Source organism: Anabaena sp. TISTR 8404 (genome assembly GCF_056847745.1).
In genome coordinates, this window is the sequence record NZ_CP180578.1 from 6,556,162 (window position 1) to 6,570,770 (window position 14,609).

The 14,609-nt window shown below is 38.6% G+C and carries 10 protein-coding genes; 5 read left to right on the plus strand and 5 right to left on the minus strand.

Going from position 1 to position 14,609, the window contains the following annotated elements:
* Window positions 1-10: 10 nt before the first annotated feature.
* The 3 genes from mnmE to ACMX3D_RS28280 all read left to right on the plus strand — a co-directional run bounded on the left by mnmE (window position 11) and on the right by ACMX3D_RS28280 (window position 3,285).
* Window positions 11-1,405 carry a tRNA uridine-5-carboxymethylaminomethyl(34) synthesis GTPase MnmE gene (mnmE, locus tag ACMX3D_RS28270; RefSeq protein ID WP_482749082.1) on the plus strand — a complete coding sequence of 465 codons (1,395 nt, stop codon included), beginning with the start codon at window positions 11-13 and terminating at the stop codon, window positions 1,403-1,405.
* 239 nt (window positions 1,406-1,644) lie between these two features.
* Entirely contained in the window at window positions 1,645-2,415 is a 771-nt protein-coding gene (locus tag ACMX3D_RS28275; RefSeq protein ID WP_482749083.1) for an SDR family NAD(P)-dependent oxidoreductase, read from the plus strand.
* Between the two features lie 627 nt (window positions 2,416-3,042).
* Window positions 3,043-3,285 carry a DUF7219 family protein gene (locus tag ACMX3D_RS28280; RefSeq protein ID WP_482749084.1) on the plus strand — a complete coding sequence of 81 codons (243 nt, stop codon included), beginning with the start codon at window positions 3,043-3,045 and terminating at the stop codon, window positions 3,283-3,285.
* Window positions 3,286-3,379: 94 nt separating this feature from the next.
* Here ACMX3D_RS28280 and ACMX3D_RS28285 read toward each other — a convergent pair whose 3' ends face one another.
* The 3 genes from ACMX3D_RS28285 to ACMX3D_RS28295 form a co-directional block, all read right to left on the minus strand.
* Window positions 3,380-3,607 carry a hypothetical protein gene (locus ACMX3D_RS28285; RefSeq protein ID WP_482749085.1) on the minus strand — a complete coding sequence of 76 codons (228 nt, stop codon included), beginning with the start codon at window positions 3,605-3,607 and terminating at the stop codon, window positions 3,380-3,382.
* 247 nt (window positions 3,608-3,854) lie between these two features.
* Window positions 3,855-6,767 (minus strand): beta-phosphoglucomutase, encoded by a 2,913-nt coding sequence (gene pgmB / locus ACMX3D_RS28290; protein ID WP_482749086.1) that lies wholly within the window; start codon window positions 6,765-6,767, stop codon window positions 3,855-3,857.
* Window positions 6,768-6,836: 69 nt separating this feature from the next.
* On the minus strand, window positions 6,837-9,248 hold the full coding sequence (locus ACMX3D_RS28295) for a sucrose synthase (protein WP_482749087.1): 2,412 nt from the start codon (window positions 9,246-9,248) through the stop codon (window positions 6,837-6,839).
* A gap of 615 nt (window positions 9,249-9,863) precedes the next feature.
* Here ACMX3D_RS28295 and ACMX3D_RS28300 point away from each other — a divergent pair.
* A complete protein-coding gene (locus ACMX3D_RS28300; RefSeq protein WP_482749088.1) occupies window positions 9,864-11,429 on the plus strand; it encodes a beta-barrel domain-containing protein in 1,566 nt (521 codons plus the stop codon).
* 242 nt (window positions 11,430-11,671) lie between these two features.
* Window positions 11,672-12,403, plus strand: coding sequence for a peptidylprolyl isomerase (locus ACMX3D_RS28305; RefSeq protein WP_482749089.1), 732 nt, complete (start codon window positions 11,672-11,674; stop codon window positions 12,401-12,403).
* 68 nt (window positions 12,404-12,471) lie between these two features.
* On the opposite strand, the gene ACMX3D_RS28310 is transcribed toward ACMX3D_RS28305, so the two are convergent.
* Window positions 12,472-13,299, minus strand: coding sequence for a hypothetical protein (locus tag ACMX3D_RS28310; RefSeq protein ID WP_482749090.1), 828 nt, complete (start codon window positions 13,297-13,299; stop codon window positions 12,472-12,474).
* Between the two features lie 550 nt (window positions 13,300-13,849).
* Window positions 13,850-14,179: a hypothetical protein gene (locus tag ACMX3D_RS28315; protein ID WP_482749091.1), complete on the minus strand. Its 330-nt coding sequence runs from the start codon at window positions 14,177-14,179 to the stop codon at window positions 13,850-13,852.
* Window positions 14,180-14,609: the final 430 nt, after the last annotated feature.

Consider the following 14,609-nt stretch of genomic DNA (forward strand, 5'->3'; position numbering starts at 1 on the left):
TAAATAAACAATGTCCGAAATCTTTGCCACCACTGGAACTATCGCGGCGATCGCTACTGCTGTTGTCCCCCAACAAGGTAGTGTAAGTATTGTGCGCGTGTCTGGTTCCGAAGCAATAGCGATCGCAAAAACATTATTTCACGCGCCAGGAAGGCAAATTTGGGAAAGTCACCGCATTCTCTACGGTTACATTCGCCATCCCCAAACGCAACAACTAATAGATGAAGCTTTACTGCTGATTATGCAAGCACCTCGTTCCTACACTCGTGAAGATGTGGTGGAATTTCATTGTCATGGGGGGATGATTGCTGTGCAGCAAGTTTTGCAGTTATGTCTCGAAAATGGTGCAAGATTAGCACAACCGGGAGAATTCACACTGCGGGCGTTTTTGAATGGCAGACTAGATTTAACCCAAGCCGAAAGTATTGCTGATTTAGTCGGTGCGAAATCTCCTCAAGCCGCTCAAACGGCTTTAGCTGGGTTACAAGGAAAATTAGCTCATCCTATCCGCCAGTTACGCGCCAACTGTTTGGATATTTTGGCAGAAATTGAAGCGCGAATCGATTTTGAAGAAGACTTACCTCCGCTGGATGATAAGAGCATCATATCAGCAATTGCCAACATTACCGCAGAAATTACCCGCTTATTAGAGACAAGAGATAAAGGCGAACTTTTGCGTACAGGCTTGAAAGTGGCAATTGTTGGTCGTCCAAATGTGGGTAAATCGAGCTTGTTGAACGCTTGGAGCCGGAGCGATCGCGCCATTGTCACCGACTTACCTGGCACAACCCGCGATGTTGTGGAATCGCAATTAGTTGTCGGTGGAATTCCCGTGCAAGTGCTAGACACCGCAGGCATTCGAGAAACCGCAGACCAAGTTGAAAAAATCGGCGTAGAGCGATCGCGTCGTGCAGCCAGTGCAGCCGATTTAGTCTTATTCACCATTGATGCTACCGCAGGTTGGACTGAAGGCGACCAAGAAATTTACGAACAAGTGCAACACCGTCCCTTGATTTTAGTAATTAACAAAATTGATTTAGTCGATGAAACTGAAAGAAAAATTCTCCAATCCAAAATCCAAAATCCAAAATCTAAAATTTTCACAGCCGCGTCTCAAAATCAAGGTATTGATGATTTAGAAACAGCTATTTTAGAAAAAGTTCACCTAGGAAAAATCCAAGCTGCTGACTTAGATTTAGCAATTAATCAAAGACAAGCCGCAGCTTTAACTAGAGCTAAAATTTCTTTAGAACAAGTGCAAGCTACAATTGACCAACAATTACCCCTTGACTTTTGGACAATTGATTTGCGCGGAGCAATTCAAGCATTAGGAGAAATTACGGGCGAAGAAGTTACCGAGTCAGTTTTAGATAGAATTTTCAGCCGCTTCTGTATTGGAAAATAAAATATTTATACAGTAGATATCAAAATATCAGATTATTATATTTTATACAAGTATTGACTAAAGATTTTGATAATATTTCTGACTTTTCACGTCATGAGGAAAATTACACTGAAAATCTCACTTCCAAACCAGAAATTCAAAGTCTCTCTCCTCGTAGGAGAGAGATTTAGAGAAAGGTTTTGCATATCCCGTGAAAAGTCAGGATAATATTTAACTGATCAGTTTACCAATTCAACAAAATGTTTTTTAAAGATAATCTTCAAAACGCCAACGCTATGATTATCGGAGCCAGCCAAGGTATTGGTTTAGGCTTTGTCAAAAAATTACTTGAAGATATGAGAATTACTAAAATTTATGCAACCTATCGTCAACAGCAAACTGCTGGAGAATTACTAGCTTTAACAGATGAATATTCTGACAAATTAACTTGTTTAGAGATGGATATTACAGATGAAGTACAAATTGTTGAAACTGTAAAAAATATCAGCACACACATTAATAAACTGCATCTAGTAATTAACTGTGTAGGACTGCTACATGATGATGATTTACAACCAGAAAAAAGCTTAAGACACATTAACTCAGAAAATTTACTGCGCTATTTTCAAATTAACAGTATTGGTGCGGTGTTACTAGCTAAACATTTATTACCCTTATTCCGCCATAAAGAACCCAGTGTGTTTGCCACTATATCTGCAAAAGTGGGCAGTATTGGCGACAACCAATTAGGAGGATGGTATGGTTATCGTGCTTCTAAAGCGGCGCTGAATATGTTTATGCGAACAACCGCAATAGAGTATGGGAGAAGTTGTCCTCAAACTTTGGTTGTAACTTTACATCCTGGCACAACTGATACACGCCTTTCTCGTCCATTCCAGCGCAATGTACCACCAGAAAAGTTATTCTCAGTAGAACGTACTGTTACCCAATTATTAACTGTAATTGAACAACTTCAAGCAGGCGATAGTGGGCAATTTTTTTCCTGGGATGGAAGCAAGTTACCTTGGTAATTAGATCGGTATAAATATAGCTGACTAGTTAACACCGTTTTTTTACAGTGCTGCTTCAAATCATAGCTTTTTTCAACGCGTTGTCTCACCACTTGCTACAACGACGGAGTAGCCAGTGGCGGGAGGCTGCGCGAGTAGGGTTATTGTTGCAAACATTTTTTGGTTGTCAAAAGTTAACCTCTTTTTTAACTAAGCTGTCAACTTTAGTAATAAAAAAGTTATACCAGGTGATTGACAAAAAACAATTAATATGAAACTTCCTATTGATCAAGGTTTGAGCCATTGTGAGTAATGAGGATGAATAGCGTGTTAGCGAAACTCGCCCTGAAAGAGAAAGCATCATCAATGACTCTCCTTCAATAGAACATATTTGAGTAATGCAAAATAACTTATTTTCAATCAATCAAAACTAAAAAGTCAGATTTTTAAGTTAATAAAAACTACCTTTATTAGTTTACAGGCTGTTAAGAAAAATAATATTGTAAAAGGTATATCCACAGTCATGATTTAGCCAAATACACTAATGATGTACCAATATTTATGCTAGAAATATTTATATTTTACGTTAACTTTATCAACCTTAAACAATAGCTACATATTAAATTGAATTTCGCCAAATAAAAAATCATGAATCTGGAGTATTTTATTTCTCTCTACCATCAAGAGTATAATCAAGAAAAATTACATGAAGTAATTTTTGAAGCACATTTGCAAGGATTTTTAAGATACATCAATTATGTTAATGATTTACAATCTGATGGGAAAATCACTAAAATAATGGCTGATACAAAACTAGAATTAGCTTGGCAACAACTGCAACTTATTAAAGTAAAGTTAGGAATTGTAGATAATTCCAATCTATCGAATTAAAATAAGCAATTAGTTGGTATCGGATTCATATTTTATTTTTGAAACAATAGTAGTGGGTCAAGTGGCATGGTCATAGCCAATGCTCAAGAAGAGTCTAAATGCGTTTAATCGGACGACGGGTATAAGCCCCCGAACCAGCCAATCGATGTTGTTTTTCTCGAATTCGGCGAGCTGCACGTCTACCTCCCCATTCAAAGGGAGTGGGATTGGCATTCCAGGCACGAGCAGTCGCTTCCAAGCAGTCGATAATTTCTGGCACCCAAGTAGGGTGAGTTCCATCCAAGGCCCGATGCTTGAGGATTCTTTGAATCGACTCAGCCATATTAAGCCCTTCGGGTTCGCCAGTCGCTACAACGGGGGGGAACCCCCGCAACGCGCTGGCTCACCAGCTACTGCCTCAAGGAACGGCTCAATTGTGTTAATCTTTCTTTTTCTTGAGGCGTTAAGTCTCGTAGTGGTTCTTTCTGAGGACGGGTCATTTTTTAACTCGGACATACCGACTTGAGTTCGTCCTCTTTTATTGTCCCTCTCTTTAAGCATGATTGGCTATGACCATGCCACTTGACCCACTACTCCATACTCACCACTTTTTCACTCAACTTGGCTTTCAAATCCTCCCATGTCACACCTGCAAGGCTAGGTAATACTACATGGGCTGCACCGACGCGTTCAACTGGGCCTATTCCGACTGCCCACATACCTCCGGCTAAAGCGGCTTCAATTCCGGCGGCGGCATCTTCTACGACTACGCATTGTGCTGGTTGCAGTCCGAGTTCTTGGGCGGCGTATAAAAATAAATCAGGTGCGGGTTTGGGTTGTTGCACACTGTAACCATCAGCGATCGCATCTACTTTATCAGCAATTCCCAATAGCTCAACTACAGTACGAGCATTTTTACTAGCAGAACCAATAGCTGTCTTAATACCAGCTTGCCTTAATTCATCCAAAAGTGCGATCGCACCTGGTAATAAATCTTTTGGTGTCATGTGGTGAATCAAGTCTACATAGTAGCCATTTTTACGCTCCATCATTTCTTGAATTTGCACTTCGGAATACTTGCGATCGCCAATAATTAACATAAGAGATTCACGCCGAGACACACCGCGCAATGCTTCATTAGCTTGGCGATTAAAAGGAATACCTTCTTCATCAGCTAACCTCTGCCAAGCTTGGTAGTGGTATTCTGCTGTATCGGTCAGCACGCCATCAAGGTCAAAAATTACTCCACGAATATCAGGCATTATCCTTAATCTCCCTTGTTTCTCCAATTTCTCTGTTCCTGGTTGTGGACGCAAATCAAATTCATGCCATTCACCGCGCCAGTGGAGTTTAAACTTGAGGCGCGTCCAGTGAGAAGGTAGATGCGGGTTGGCTACGGGGCCATTTTTTGTTAACTGAATTCCACCAAATCCAAAAACTACTGCTTGCCACACACCGCCAGCACTTGCGCCATGAATTCCGTCGTTGGTGTTCCCGCGACTGTCTTCTAAATCAACCATTGCGGCTTGCATAAATTGTTTATAGGCAATGGTTGATTTACCTAAATCTGAAGCTAAGATGGCGTGAATTGCTGGGCCAAGGGATGAACCGTAGGTAATATCTGTGCGTGGTGCGTAGTAGTCCCAATTTGCTTGTAAGGATTTTTGGTTGTAAGGAAATTCTGCCGACTCCCGCATTAAATAAAGCAGCATCAACACATCTGGCTGCTTTAAAACTTGCCGCTTGTTGCCTTCTTCAATGCCTAAAATAGCTTGGATGGAACGCTGACGTGGTTCGTACTCGGCTAAATTAATATCTTGGAGTTGGAAAAATCCCTCAAACTGCTCAATTAATCCGGTTTCTGAATCGTAGGGAATCCAGATTTTATCGATAATGTCTTGCCAGTGCGATCGCACTTCGGATGTGAGTTGCAGTTTCTCTTCTAATTCTGCTGCGCGTGCGGGAAAGTTTTGTCGCAGCCAATCATCAATAATCAATGCTTTTTCTAAATGCCATTGCACCAAGCGGTTAGTAAAGCTGTTGTTGTGAACTAATTCGTGATATTCGTCGGCTCCAATTACCCCACGAATTTCGTAGCGTTGATGTTGTGAATTATACTCAACTCGGCTACCCCAAAAGATTGCAGTATCTAAAACAATCTCTGCACCGCAATCGCGCATCCAATTATCATCACCAGTTACCAACCAGTAATTCCAAACAGCATAGGTTATATCTGCACTGATATGAATTTCGCGATCGCGGCACCAAATTCGTATATCTTCACCATAATAATCATTGGGAAGCGACCACCGGGGTGTAACTTCATCCCCAGTATCTGCGCTTTCCCAAGCATACATTGCACCTTTATAACCAGAATGCAATGCTTTGCGTCTAGCTCCTGGTAAAGTATGGTAGCGGTAACTGAGTAGGTTGCGGGCGATCGCTGGTTGAGTAAATGTAAAAAATGGCAAGATAAAAATTTCTGTATCCCAAAAAATATGACCGCGATAGCCAAACCCAGAAAGAGTTTTCGCGGGAATGCTCACTCTATCGTCAGACCGAGGCGCAGCAATTAATAACTGAAAAAGATTGTAACGAATCGCAAAAGCTGCTGTATTATCGCCTTCCAGCAAGATATCACTCTGCTGCCAAACTTCATCCCAGGCTTGAGTATGAGCATTAAATAGGGTTTCGTAGTCTGAAATTTGAGCAAGTTTTTCCTGCGCTGCTTTGACTGGTGTATCAACTTCCCGCGAGGTAAACACTGTGATGATTTTTTCCACAGTCACAGTTTGGTGTGATTTGGTGAGAAAAGAAGCATTTAAGGAAGGATAACCAGGTGCGGTGTTAACTTGGATCGATGCTTCCGTTCCTGATACGTTCATCTTGGCTGCCATACCAATCGTAATTCGAGAGGTACGAGTGCGGCTATGGAACCAAATGCCGTTTTCAGTTTTACCTTGGTCTAAATCTACCCAATGATTGAATCCTTGATTTTCAGGATAGCCATTGATGCTACCTTGCACTTCAATTAGCCCATCAAAATCTAACGGTGTTAATTGACAGCGTTGTGCCAAGATATGCTGATCTGCAAGACTAGCGAAACGTTCAAAGTGAATATCTATAGTTTTGCCACTGGGAGTACGCCAACGTAAGGAACGGCTAAGGAGACCACGACGCACATCAAGCCGTCGCTCATAGTGTGTAATCTCTCCTTCGTTGAGACGGAAGCGATTACCATCGATAATCACTACCATTGGTAGCCAATCAGGACAGTTAGCAAGTTCCGTATACACCACAGGCACATCATCATAGACACCGTGGATAAAAGTAGCTGGCAATTCATGAGGATAGTCTCTTTCAAAACTACCGCGTGTGCCTAAATAGCCGTTGCCAATTGTGAAAATAGTTTCTCTAGAATGTATTTGCTCAGGGTCAAACTGAGTTTCTGTTAATGTCCAGTCTGTATAGATAAAATTTCCAGTAATAGTTTTTGTATTCATCGTTAGGCTAAATTCCAAATTTAAGTTGGAGTTTTGGATTTAGATAAAACTTGAAAAAATCGATTACTTTTACCTGTGAATATGTTGTTCTAAAATCTTTTCTGCCCTAGGTTTATAGATGAGATGGAATAAGCTTTCCATGTAGCGATCGCGAGCTTCATTATTGTCGGGAGCGACAAAGTTCCAGAAGCTAAACATTTTTGCCAGGATTAATAATTGACTCGTGTGTGATGACCAATTGTATTTATTAATAATTCGCTGGCTCATCCAATCAGATACTTCCTGCCAATGTTGAGGATTGCGTTCACACTCATCAAGAAAGTTCACAATTTTATCTGCTGCCCCTGTTAAATCAGTCGGGTTAATAATAAATCCATCTTCTCGATTTTCAATAATTTCTAAAGCACCCCCAAATTGAGTAGCAAAAGTTGGTAAGCCAGAAATCATCGCTTCTAAAATGCTTCTGCCAAAAGATTCAAACCGAGCAAAATGCACATAAATTCCTTGGTGATCGGCAATCACACGGTAGGCTTCGCCAACATCCCCAGATGGAAGACGCATTCCTAACCAACGAATATGATTATGGAGATGATACTGATTAATAATGTCATGCAGCCTTTGAATTTCTTTTGCTTCTGCTGCATTAGCCGCTGCCGATGGATGTAATTTACTTGTTAAGATAATTAAATTACACCGCTTTTGTAATTCCTGACTTTTACCAAAGCATTCCGCTAATCCAGTCAAATTTTTAATCGATGATATCGTAGCCACAGCAAAGATAGGTCGCTTGCTTGGGTCATCTAAACTACCTAAGATTTGTGGGTCTTGGCGGTTAAATAGTAAGTTTTCAACTTGTTTGCTTTGATAAAAATTGCGATTTTCTTTTTGGGTATAAGAAAAGAAGATTTTTTGATTAACTCCTGGTGGCACTAAGTTAAATTTAGGGCTGAATAAATCAATGCCATTCACTACATGATATAGCTGAGGCATCGTAAAACATTTATAAGATTCGTACTGTCCCATGCCATCAGGCGTGCCGACAATTTCTTGATAAGATGATGTAATAATAAAATCAGCTGCATTCATACTAATTAGATCAGCAGTGAATTGGGCTGAAAAATGATATGGGTCTTCTAGGTTATGCCAATATAAATTACTAAATAGATATTTCGGTTTTTCTAAAGAGTGAGCAATGTTACATTGAGTAACTTTTAACCGACGAGATAAAAGTGAAGCTACTAAATTCCCATCACTATAATTGCCGATGATCAAATTTGGCCGACCTTTAAATAAAGCGAGTAGTTCTTTTTCAGCATCATAGGTAAAGCTTTCTAAGTAAGGCCAAATCTCAAATTTAGAAATCCAATTGTTAGTAATATCTGGATTAAATTCGGCGAAGGGAACGCGTAAAATCCAAGCATTTTCTGTATCTTCGACTTTTTCTAGGCGCAGTCCGCAGCACGTACCTTCACAATTGGGAATCAGTCGAGTCAGAATGACGACATGGGGTTGAATACCTAACACGTCAAGTCCAGCAAGTTGGATTTCTTCGTGGAGTTTGTTTTCTAAGCTGCGTGCTTGTTCGAGAACGTATGCGACTTGACCCAAGGTTTCATCACGTCCAATCACATCTTCTTGTCCAACCCAGCCGTGAATGGAAATCAAGACGACGCGAAAAATTGCCGGAACACGCGCCACAAATGCTTCTAAGATAGCAGGGTGGGGAGTATCAATCAGCCTATCAAGTAATGCCAGAGTTTCACTGACTCGCGCCGCCGTATTTCCCCATCCCGGTGCTAAACCGAGGTCTTGAAGATGAAGGTGAAGTTTTTCGTAGGGTTCGTTAGCTGGTCTGTCACTTAAGAACTTGATTGCTTCTTTGATTTGTTTGGTAAATTGAATACCTGAGCGAATGCGATCGCCAATTAACAAACGTTTCCCATCGTATTGCACTCGCCGCAATGCTTGAAACAATACCTCTAACCAATGCTGCGGATCGTTCAACAATTGATTGCACAGATAATGGTTGAGAAAGGCTAGACCTTGACCAATATTTCTAGAGTCATCAATGGAGGGGGAATCTTTGTAAAATGGGCCGAGGTCAATTTCGAGAATATGGGGTTGGTAGCGATTTACTAAGCGATCGCACACATCTAAAAACGCCTGCGGTGACATTAACTCACACTCACTCAAGTCAGCATTCAACCGCCACACTTCTTGACTAGCAATCTTCGGTCGAATCACAAACCAAGCATTTTCCTCTGACAAAACTATTTCATGCGTATACTGAATGAATTTGCCAATGGAAGAAGAGTAGTAAAAATAAGCAGGCTTTTGGGAATTATGACAATAATCTGCAAATACTTGCAGAATTTCATTCCTCAGGAAGTATTGTTTACCGGAGGCAGTTAATGACAATATCAATTGCTGTAAATCAGCTTTTTCGTCACTGTTCAGCACAGCTTGTAGCAATTCATTCATAATGAATTCCACCACTCTATTAGGTCACGACCTCATTTTTTCCTCCTCAAAAATAATGATTTTATCTGTAGGTTATTAGAGGTACATTACCGTTCTTACCTTTTTTATGGTAGATAAGCGTTTCAGACTCTGGCTTCTAGCTTTGGTATGAATTATGCAAAAAATCTTGGTAATGTATCAATTATCTTCAAACTGACAAGTACTTGTTTCTTTACCGACTCCTCATAACACAGAATACTTTTTAGTAAAAAATGCCATTTTGGCTAGACCAAATACAAATAAAGAGTATTATCTTTATTAGTAATTTATTGGTGATAAATTAATTTACACATATTTATTAGCATAATTTCAAAATAATTAAATCAATCAAATCACTTAATATAGGACTCATATTTGATTAGTGAAAAAATCAGGATAATCTACTAATATTCTTGTTATTTGTTCCCCGTTCTTTGTTAAGAGATCCCTACCTACACAAGAATTTTCAGTAATCAAATCGGATTCCTATATGTCAGCCAGTGATTAATCTAATAAATATTCATGTGCAAGAAAAATATTTTTCGTTAGTTAGGGTTAACTAAAAACAACAAAATTATTAATTGTCAACCAATTCTTATGAAATTATCATCCAAATCTCTGCCACAAATTCCAGAGTCTCCGCTTGCGAGTTCTCAAGAATTTATAGATGCCAGTATTGAAGCGGCTTTATTATTTGGTGGTACTGCAACATCTGTAAAAGTTATTGCCGAAGAGTCTGCTGCTTTGCCAGAAGGTAAATTAGTCGATGCAGATACATCATTAAGGTTACAGACGACTACTGTCAAAAGTGATAGATGGTCAACATCGTTGCAGACATTAATTGACCAACCACCTTCATATCTTCCTTATCAACTTATTGCAGGCGGAATTGCATTTTGTATAGCTATTATTACTTGGGCAAATTTGGGACACATTGACGAAGTTGGTAAAGCTAGAGGGAGATTAGTTCCTTTAGGAGAGGTATATAAAGTTCATCCTGTAATTTTTGGTAAGGTTGCTCGCCTTTATATTCAAGAAGGTCAAACAGTTAAAGCTGGCGAAGTACTAGCCCAACTCGATCAAGAAATTGCCTTGAATGAATTAGAAAGATTCAAGCAAGAACTAACAGCTTACCAAACTCAAGTTCTGCAAACACAAGCCTTGATTGATAAAACTCGCTTAGAGACTAAAACGCGGATGGCGATTAATCAGGCAGAAATTCAAGGACAAAAAGCGACGATCGCTCAAGCAATCTCCAAAATTCAAAGTCAAAAAGTAGCGATCGCCCAAGGTGAAGAAAAAGTAAAAATTAGTCAAGCACTGCTTGATCAATTGTATTCAGATGCGACAGCGCAAACAGAACGATTACAAAGATTAAAAGTATTAGTAGAACAAGGGGCGCTTTCCCAAGAACAACTGTTTCAAGCTCAACAAAATTTGAGCGATCGCCAGCGTACTATCACCCAACAAAGTGGTGATATCCAACAAACTCTAGCAGAATCCCAACGAGAGCAAATGGCTCTGCAACAAGTTTTGGCAGAGTCACAGCGATTGCAAGCTGAGTTAACCCAAAAGCAAGCCGAAGGTAAAACAGTAGAGTTACAGTCTGAACAAGCAATTCAAAAATTGCAAGTCCAAAAAACTCAACTGCAAGCTCAAGTTCAACAGACTGCAAAACTCATCCTAGAAGCGAAAACTAAGTTAAAACAACTTGCTCTCACTGCTCCTGTTGATGGCACAGTTTTATCACTCAATGTCCGCAACAGTGGAGAAGTAGTTCAATCAGGGCAAACAATAGCTGAATTAGCACCTGAAAATGCGCCCCTGATTCTGGAAGCTACTTTACCTACAAAAGAAGCAGGCTTTGTCAAAGTCGGAAACGAAGTCAAAATTAAATTTGATGCCTATCCTTATCAGGACTATAGTATTATCCCTGGCAAGGTAATATCAATTTCACCAAATAGCACAGTTAATGAACAACTTGGTGCAGTCTATCGGTTAGAAATTGCGATGGATCGCAACTACGTCAAAGCTAATCATCAAACAATTAAATTTCAGGCTGGACAGACAGCTACTGCTGAAATTATCATTCGTCGCCGACGCATTATAGATATTTTTCTTGAACCACTGAAAGAACTGCAAGCAGGCGGAAGCACTTTGTAATGGTCATTCTTGTAGGTTGGGTATCTTGCCCATCCTATAAATTTACGTGAATTCGACAGACCTCTCCCTCCCAGCCTCCCTCGCCTTTTAGGAGAGGGAGGAGCAATGAAAAATGAGTGTTTGACACCCCTCTCCTACAAGGAGAGGGGTTGGGGGTGAGGTCAAAAAAGCATTGATCGAACTCACGTTAAATTTGCAACAACTCAAAACTTTAAATGCTAGAAATATAAAGCATTGTTTATATGATTGAATTTAAAGGTAAATTCATTTCCCCCAAAGAAGTTATTACATATCTCAAAAATAATCTGCAAATCCGAGAATTATGTAATCACATCTTATGTCAAAAAATTATTAATAAAGCTGCTGAAGAAAAAAACATCCAAGTAAGCCCAGAAGAAATTCAAATAGAAGCTGAGAGACTACGTTATGAAAAACGTTTAGTTAAAGCTAGTGAAACTTTAGCATGGTTAGCCGATAATCTGATTTCCTCTGAAGATTGGGAAGCAGGAATTCGTGATCACCTTTTGCAGAAAAAATTAGCTGAACATTTATTTGGTCAACAAGTAGAAAAATATTTTTGGGAAAATAAACTTAATTACGATCAGGTTTTACTTTATCAAATAGTTTTACCATCTCAAAACTTAGCCCAAGAGATTTACTATCAAATCGAAGAAGGTGAACTCAGCTTTTATGAAGCTGCTCACATTTATGATATTGATGAAACACGCAGAAATCGCTGTGGTTATGAAGGCAAATTTTACCGTTGGAGTTTTGAGCCAGATGTAGCCGCAGTCATATTTAACGCCCAACTAAAAGAATTACTTGGCCCGATCGCAATCAAGCAAAGCAGTTATATTTTTATGGTAGAAGATTTTATGCCTGCTGAATTAACCCCTGAAAGACATCAAGAAATTATCAATAAAATGTTTCAGGAATGGTTGGCGGCAGAGTTAAATTATCTGCTGTATGCTTAAGACATTAAAGGAGATAGCGATCGCCATCTCCTCTAATGCAGAAAAAAGATTAATTTAATACTTTGATCCTACTTTTTTTCTGATAAATAAGTTTCGCTACTTTTTTGACGCTTTCTTTTTAGTCCGACACTAATTGCACCCCAACCAAAAATTAGCGCAGGTAACATAGAAGGTGTAGGCACTGAAACTCTAGATTGAGTTGAATTGAATGCTACTAAAGCTATAGTAGTTTGATCCTGAAAATAATGGTTTAAATAACCGTTAAAAATTGTTGTTGTAAATTCTTGTTCTCCAGTACTATTAGACATAGTAAATGCACCAAATTTGACATTCTTGCTGTTTTGATATATCAGACTATCATTGCCTGCTGTTGTTAAACTTCCGCCAACTAGGAAATAATCTAAGACATTGTTATTAGCAAGATTAATTAATGCAAAACCTAGATTTCCACTAGCGCTTGCTTTCTCCTTGTTGGAATTATCTGTAAAAGTTGCTAGATTTAAATCGCCTGTGAAATTAAAGAAAAAATTGGTATTTTTATTTACATCAAAAATACCTTGTATTGTAGATTTGCTTTTTCCTATCCCTAAGTAACCATTGTTTTCACCAAAAGCTTGACTGGACGTTAAACTATATCCTACTGGTGGGGTAGTTCCTAGATAAGCGATCGCATCAGCATTAGTAGCTACATTACCCCCATTAAAAATTGATGTAGCGTTAGTGTCGGTATTAGTAAAAGTGCTTGTAGGGCTTTGACTAATGTTGGTAAATAATAACCTTCCTTGAGACAAAGCAATAGTGGCAGCTTGACTAGGTGAAGTTAATAAAACTGAACTAGCTAACCAAGATGTAGTAAGTAATAAAAAGCGGTGTGTGAATCCCAAATATTTCTGCATACAATCCTCAATGAAGCTGGTAGAGCGACCTTATACCGTTTCACTTTAAGTTTGATACAAATAGACCGCAAGGGAGCAGGGCGCAGGGGGAAAGATTAAACAAGCAATGAATTTGTATCAGGATTTTCGTGAAATGGTATTACAACCTGAAAACTTAATATTCAGTTTTAAAAAATGCAACAAATATATTCAGCACTTTTCTTTTGAACTAGAAAACCACTGATAACTCTTAAATTTTGAGTTTTCAGTGGTTTCCGATTAGTAATCTGCTGTCATCAATTTTGATGATGTAAGATAGTTTGTAGTAAGTGCTATCCTTGGAAAAGACGCTAAAAGTCTATAATGCTTTAACACTTACTACAAAACTATTTTTAACAAGCAGTTTTTGGCTGATAGACTAATAAGTTAGCCAGTCAATTCAAAAATAGGCATTACATTGCTTTCATTAAAATTCAACAAGGAAATATAGTGACTTTGCTACCTTCTCCTTGAAATTATTAGATTGCAATGTAAAAAGCAGAAGCTTTCAAAACCTATCTTGAATTAGCTATTAAGCTCTGTTAATTACAGAAACGGAAGTACTACCAGAGAAGGATTCTCCTAGATATTCTGTTACAGCTAAAGTATCAGCCTTGGTGTAGGAATAAGTAGGATCAGTTTGACCCAAGAAGTTTCTTCTGTTGTTTTGAGCATCACCCTTAGCACCAGCAGCAGCAGAGTTGTTGAAAGTTCTAGGATCAACAACAACAGTCTGGAAGCGATTGAAGGAATTGAAATTTACATTAACAAGATCGTTTTGAAGGTAGCCACGAGTTACTAAACCACCTTGAACGTTAGCAACTTCAACAACTTCTAAAATTTCTAAATCAGTAATAATCATTGTGTTCTCCTGGGAATGAAATTGGAATCAATTCTTGGGAATTTTTGCTGCAACCAACTTTTGTTTGGTCACATTAACTAAGATAAAGCATTTTTAATTAGAGTCAATATATTTAGACTAAATTACTGCCATTTTGGCTGCAAAATATTCAACCAAATATTGAATTTATGATTTTCTTTAATTCACCTTGCTAATGAAGCTAAAACCGAAATATTTTTGCCAAACTGGCAATACTGTTTAAGCAAGAATTGCTATTATATCTGGCTAGTAAACTTGTATACATTGAAGTCATGAATAATATAAATATCAATATATAAATCAGATTGATAAACAAAAAAAGATTCATAGTAATTAGTGAAAATCAATAATCAAAATTGCTTTAAAAAATTAATTGCTATTAATAGCATTTCAGAGGATATTTGGAAAGTCA

What these genes read in the sequence shown, in the direction of transcription:
- mnmE (WP_482749082.1), top strand. Translation starts at nt 11, where the DNA reads ATGTCCGAAATCTTTGCCACCACTGGAACTATCGCGGCGATCGCTACT.
- ACMX3D_RS28275 (WP_482749083.1), top strand. Translation starts at nt 1,645, where the DNA reads ATGTTTTTTAAAGATAATCTTCAAAACGCCAACGCTATGATTATCGGA.
- ACMX3D_RS28280 (WP_482749084.1), top strand. Translation starts at nt 3,043, where the DNA reads ATGAATCTGGAGTATTTTATTTCTCTCTACCATCAAGAGTATAATCAA.
- ACMX3D_RS28285 (WP_482749085.1), bottom strand. Translation starts at nt 3,607, where the DNA reads ATGGCTGAGTCGATTCAAAGAATCCTCAAGCATCGGGCCTTGGATGGA.
- pgmB (WP_482749086.1), bottom strand. Translation starts at nt 6,767, where the DNA reads ATGAATACAAAAACTATTACTGGAAATTTTATCTATACAGACTGGACA.
- ACMX3D_RS28295 (WP_482749087.1), bottom strand. Translation starts at nt 9,248, where the DNA reads ATGAATGAATTGCTACAAGCTGTGCTGAACAGTGACGAAAAAGCTGAT.
- ACMX3D_RS28300 (WP_482749088.1), top strand. Translation starts at nt 9,864, where the DNA reads ATGAAATTATCATCCAAATCTCTGCCACAAATTCCAGAGTCTCCGCTT.
- ACMX3D_RS28305 (WP_482749089.1), top strand. Translation starts at nt 11,672, where the DNA reads ATGATTGAATTTAAAGGTAAATTCATTTCCCCCAAAGAAGTTATTACA.
- ACMX3D_RS28310 (WP_482749090.1), bottom strand. Translation starts at nt 13,299, where the DNA reads ATGCAGAAATATTTGGGATTCACACACCGCTTTTTATTACTTACTACA.
- ACMX3D_RS28315 (WP_482749091.1), bottom strand. Translation starts at nt 14,179, where the DNA reads ATGATTATTACTGATTTAGAAATTTTAGAAGTTGTTGAAGTTGCTAAC.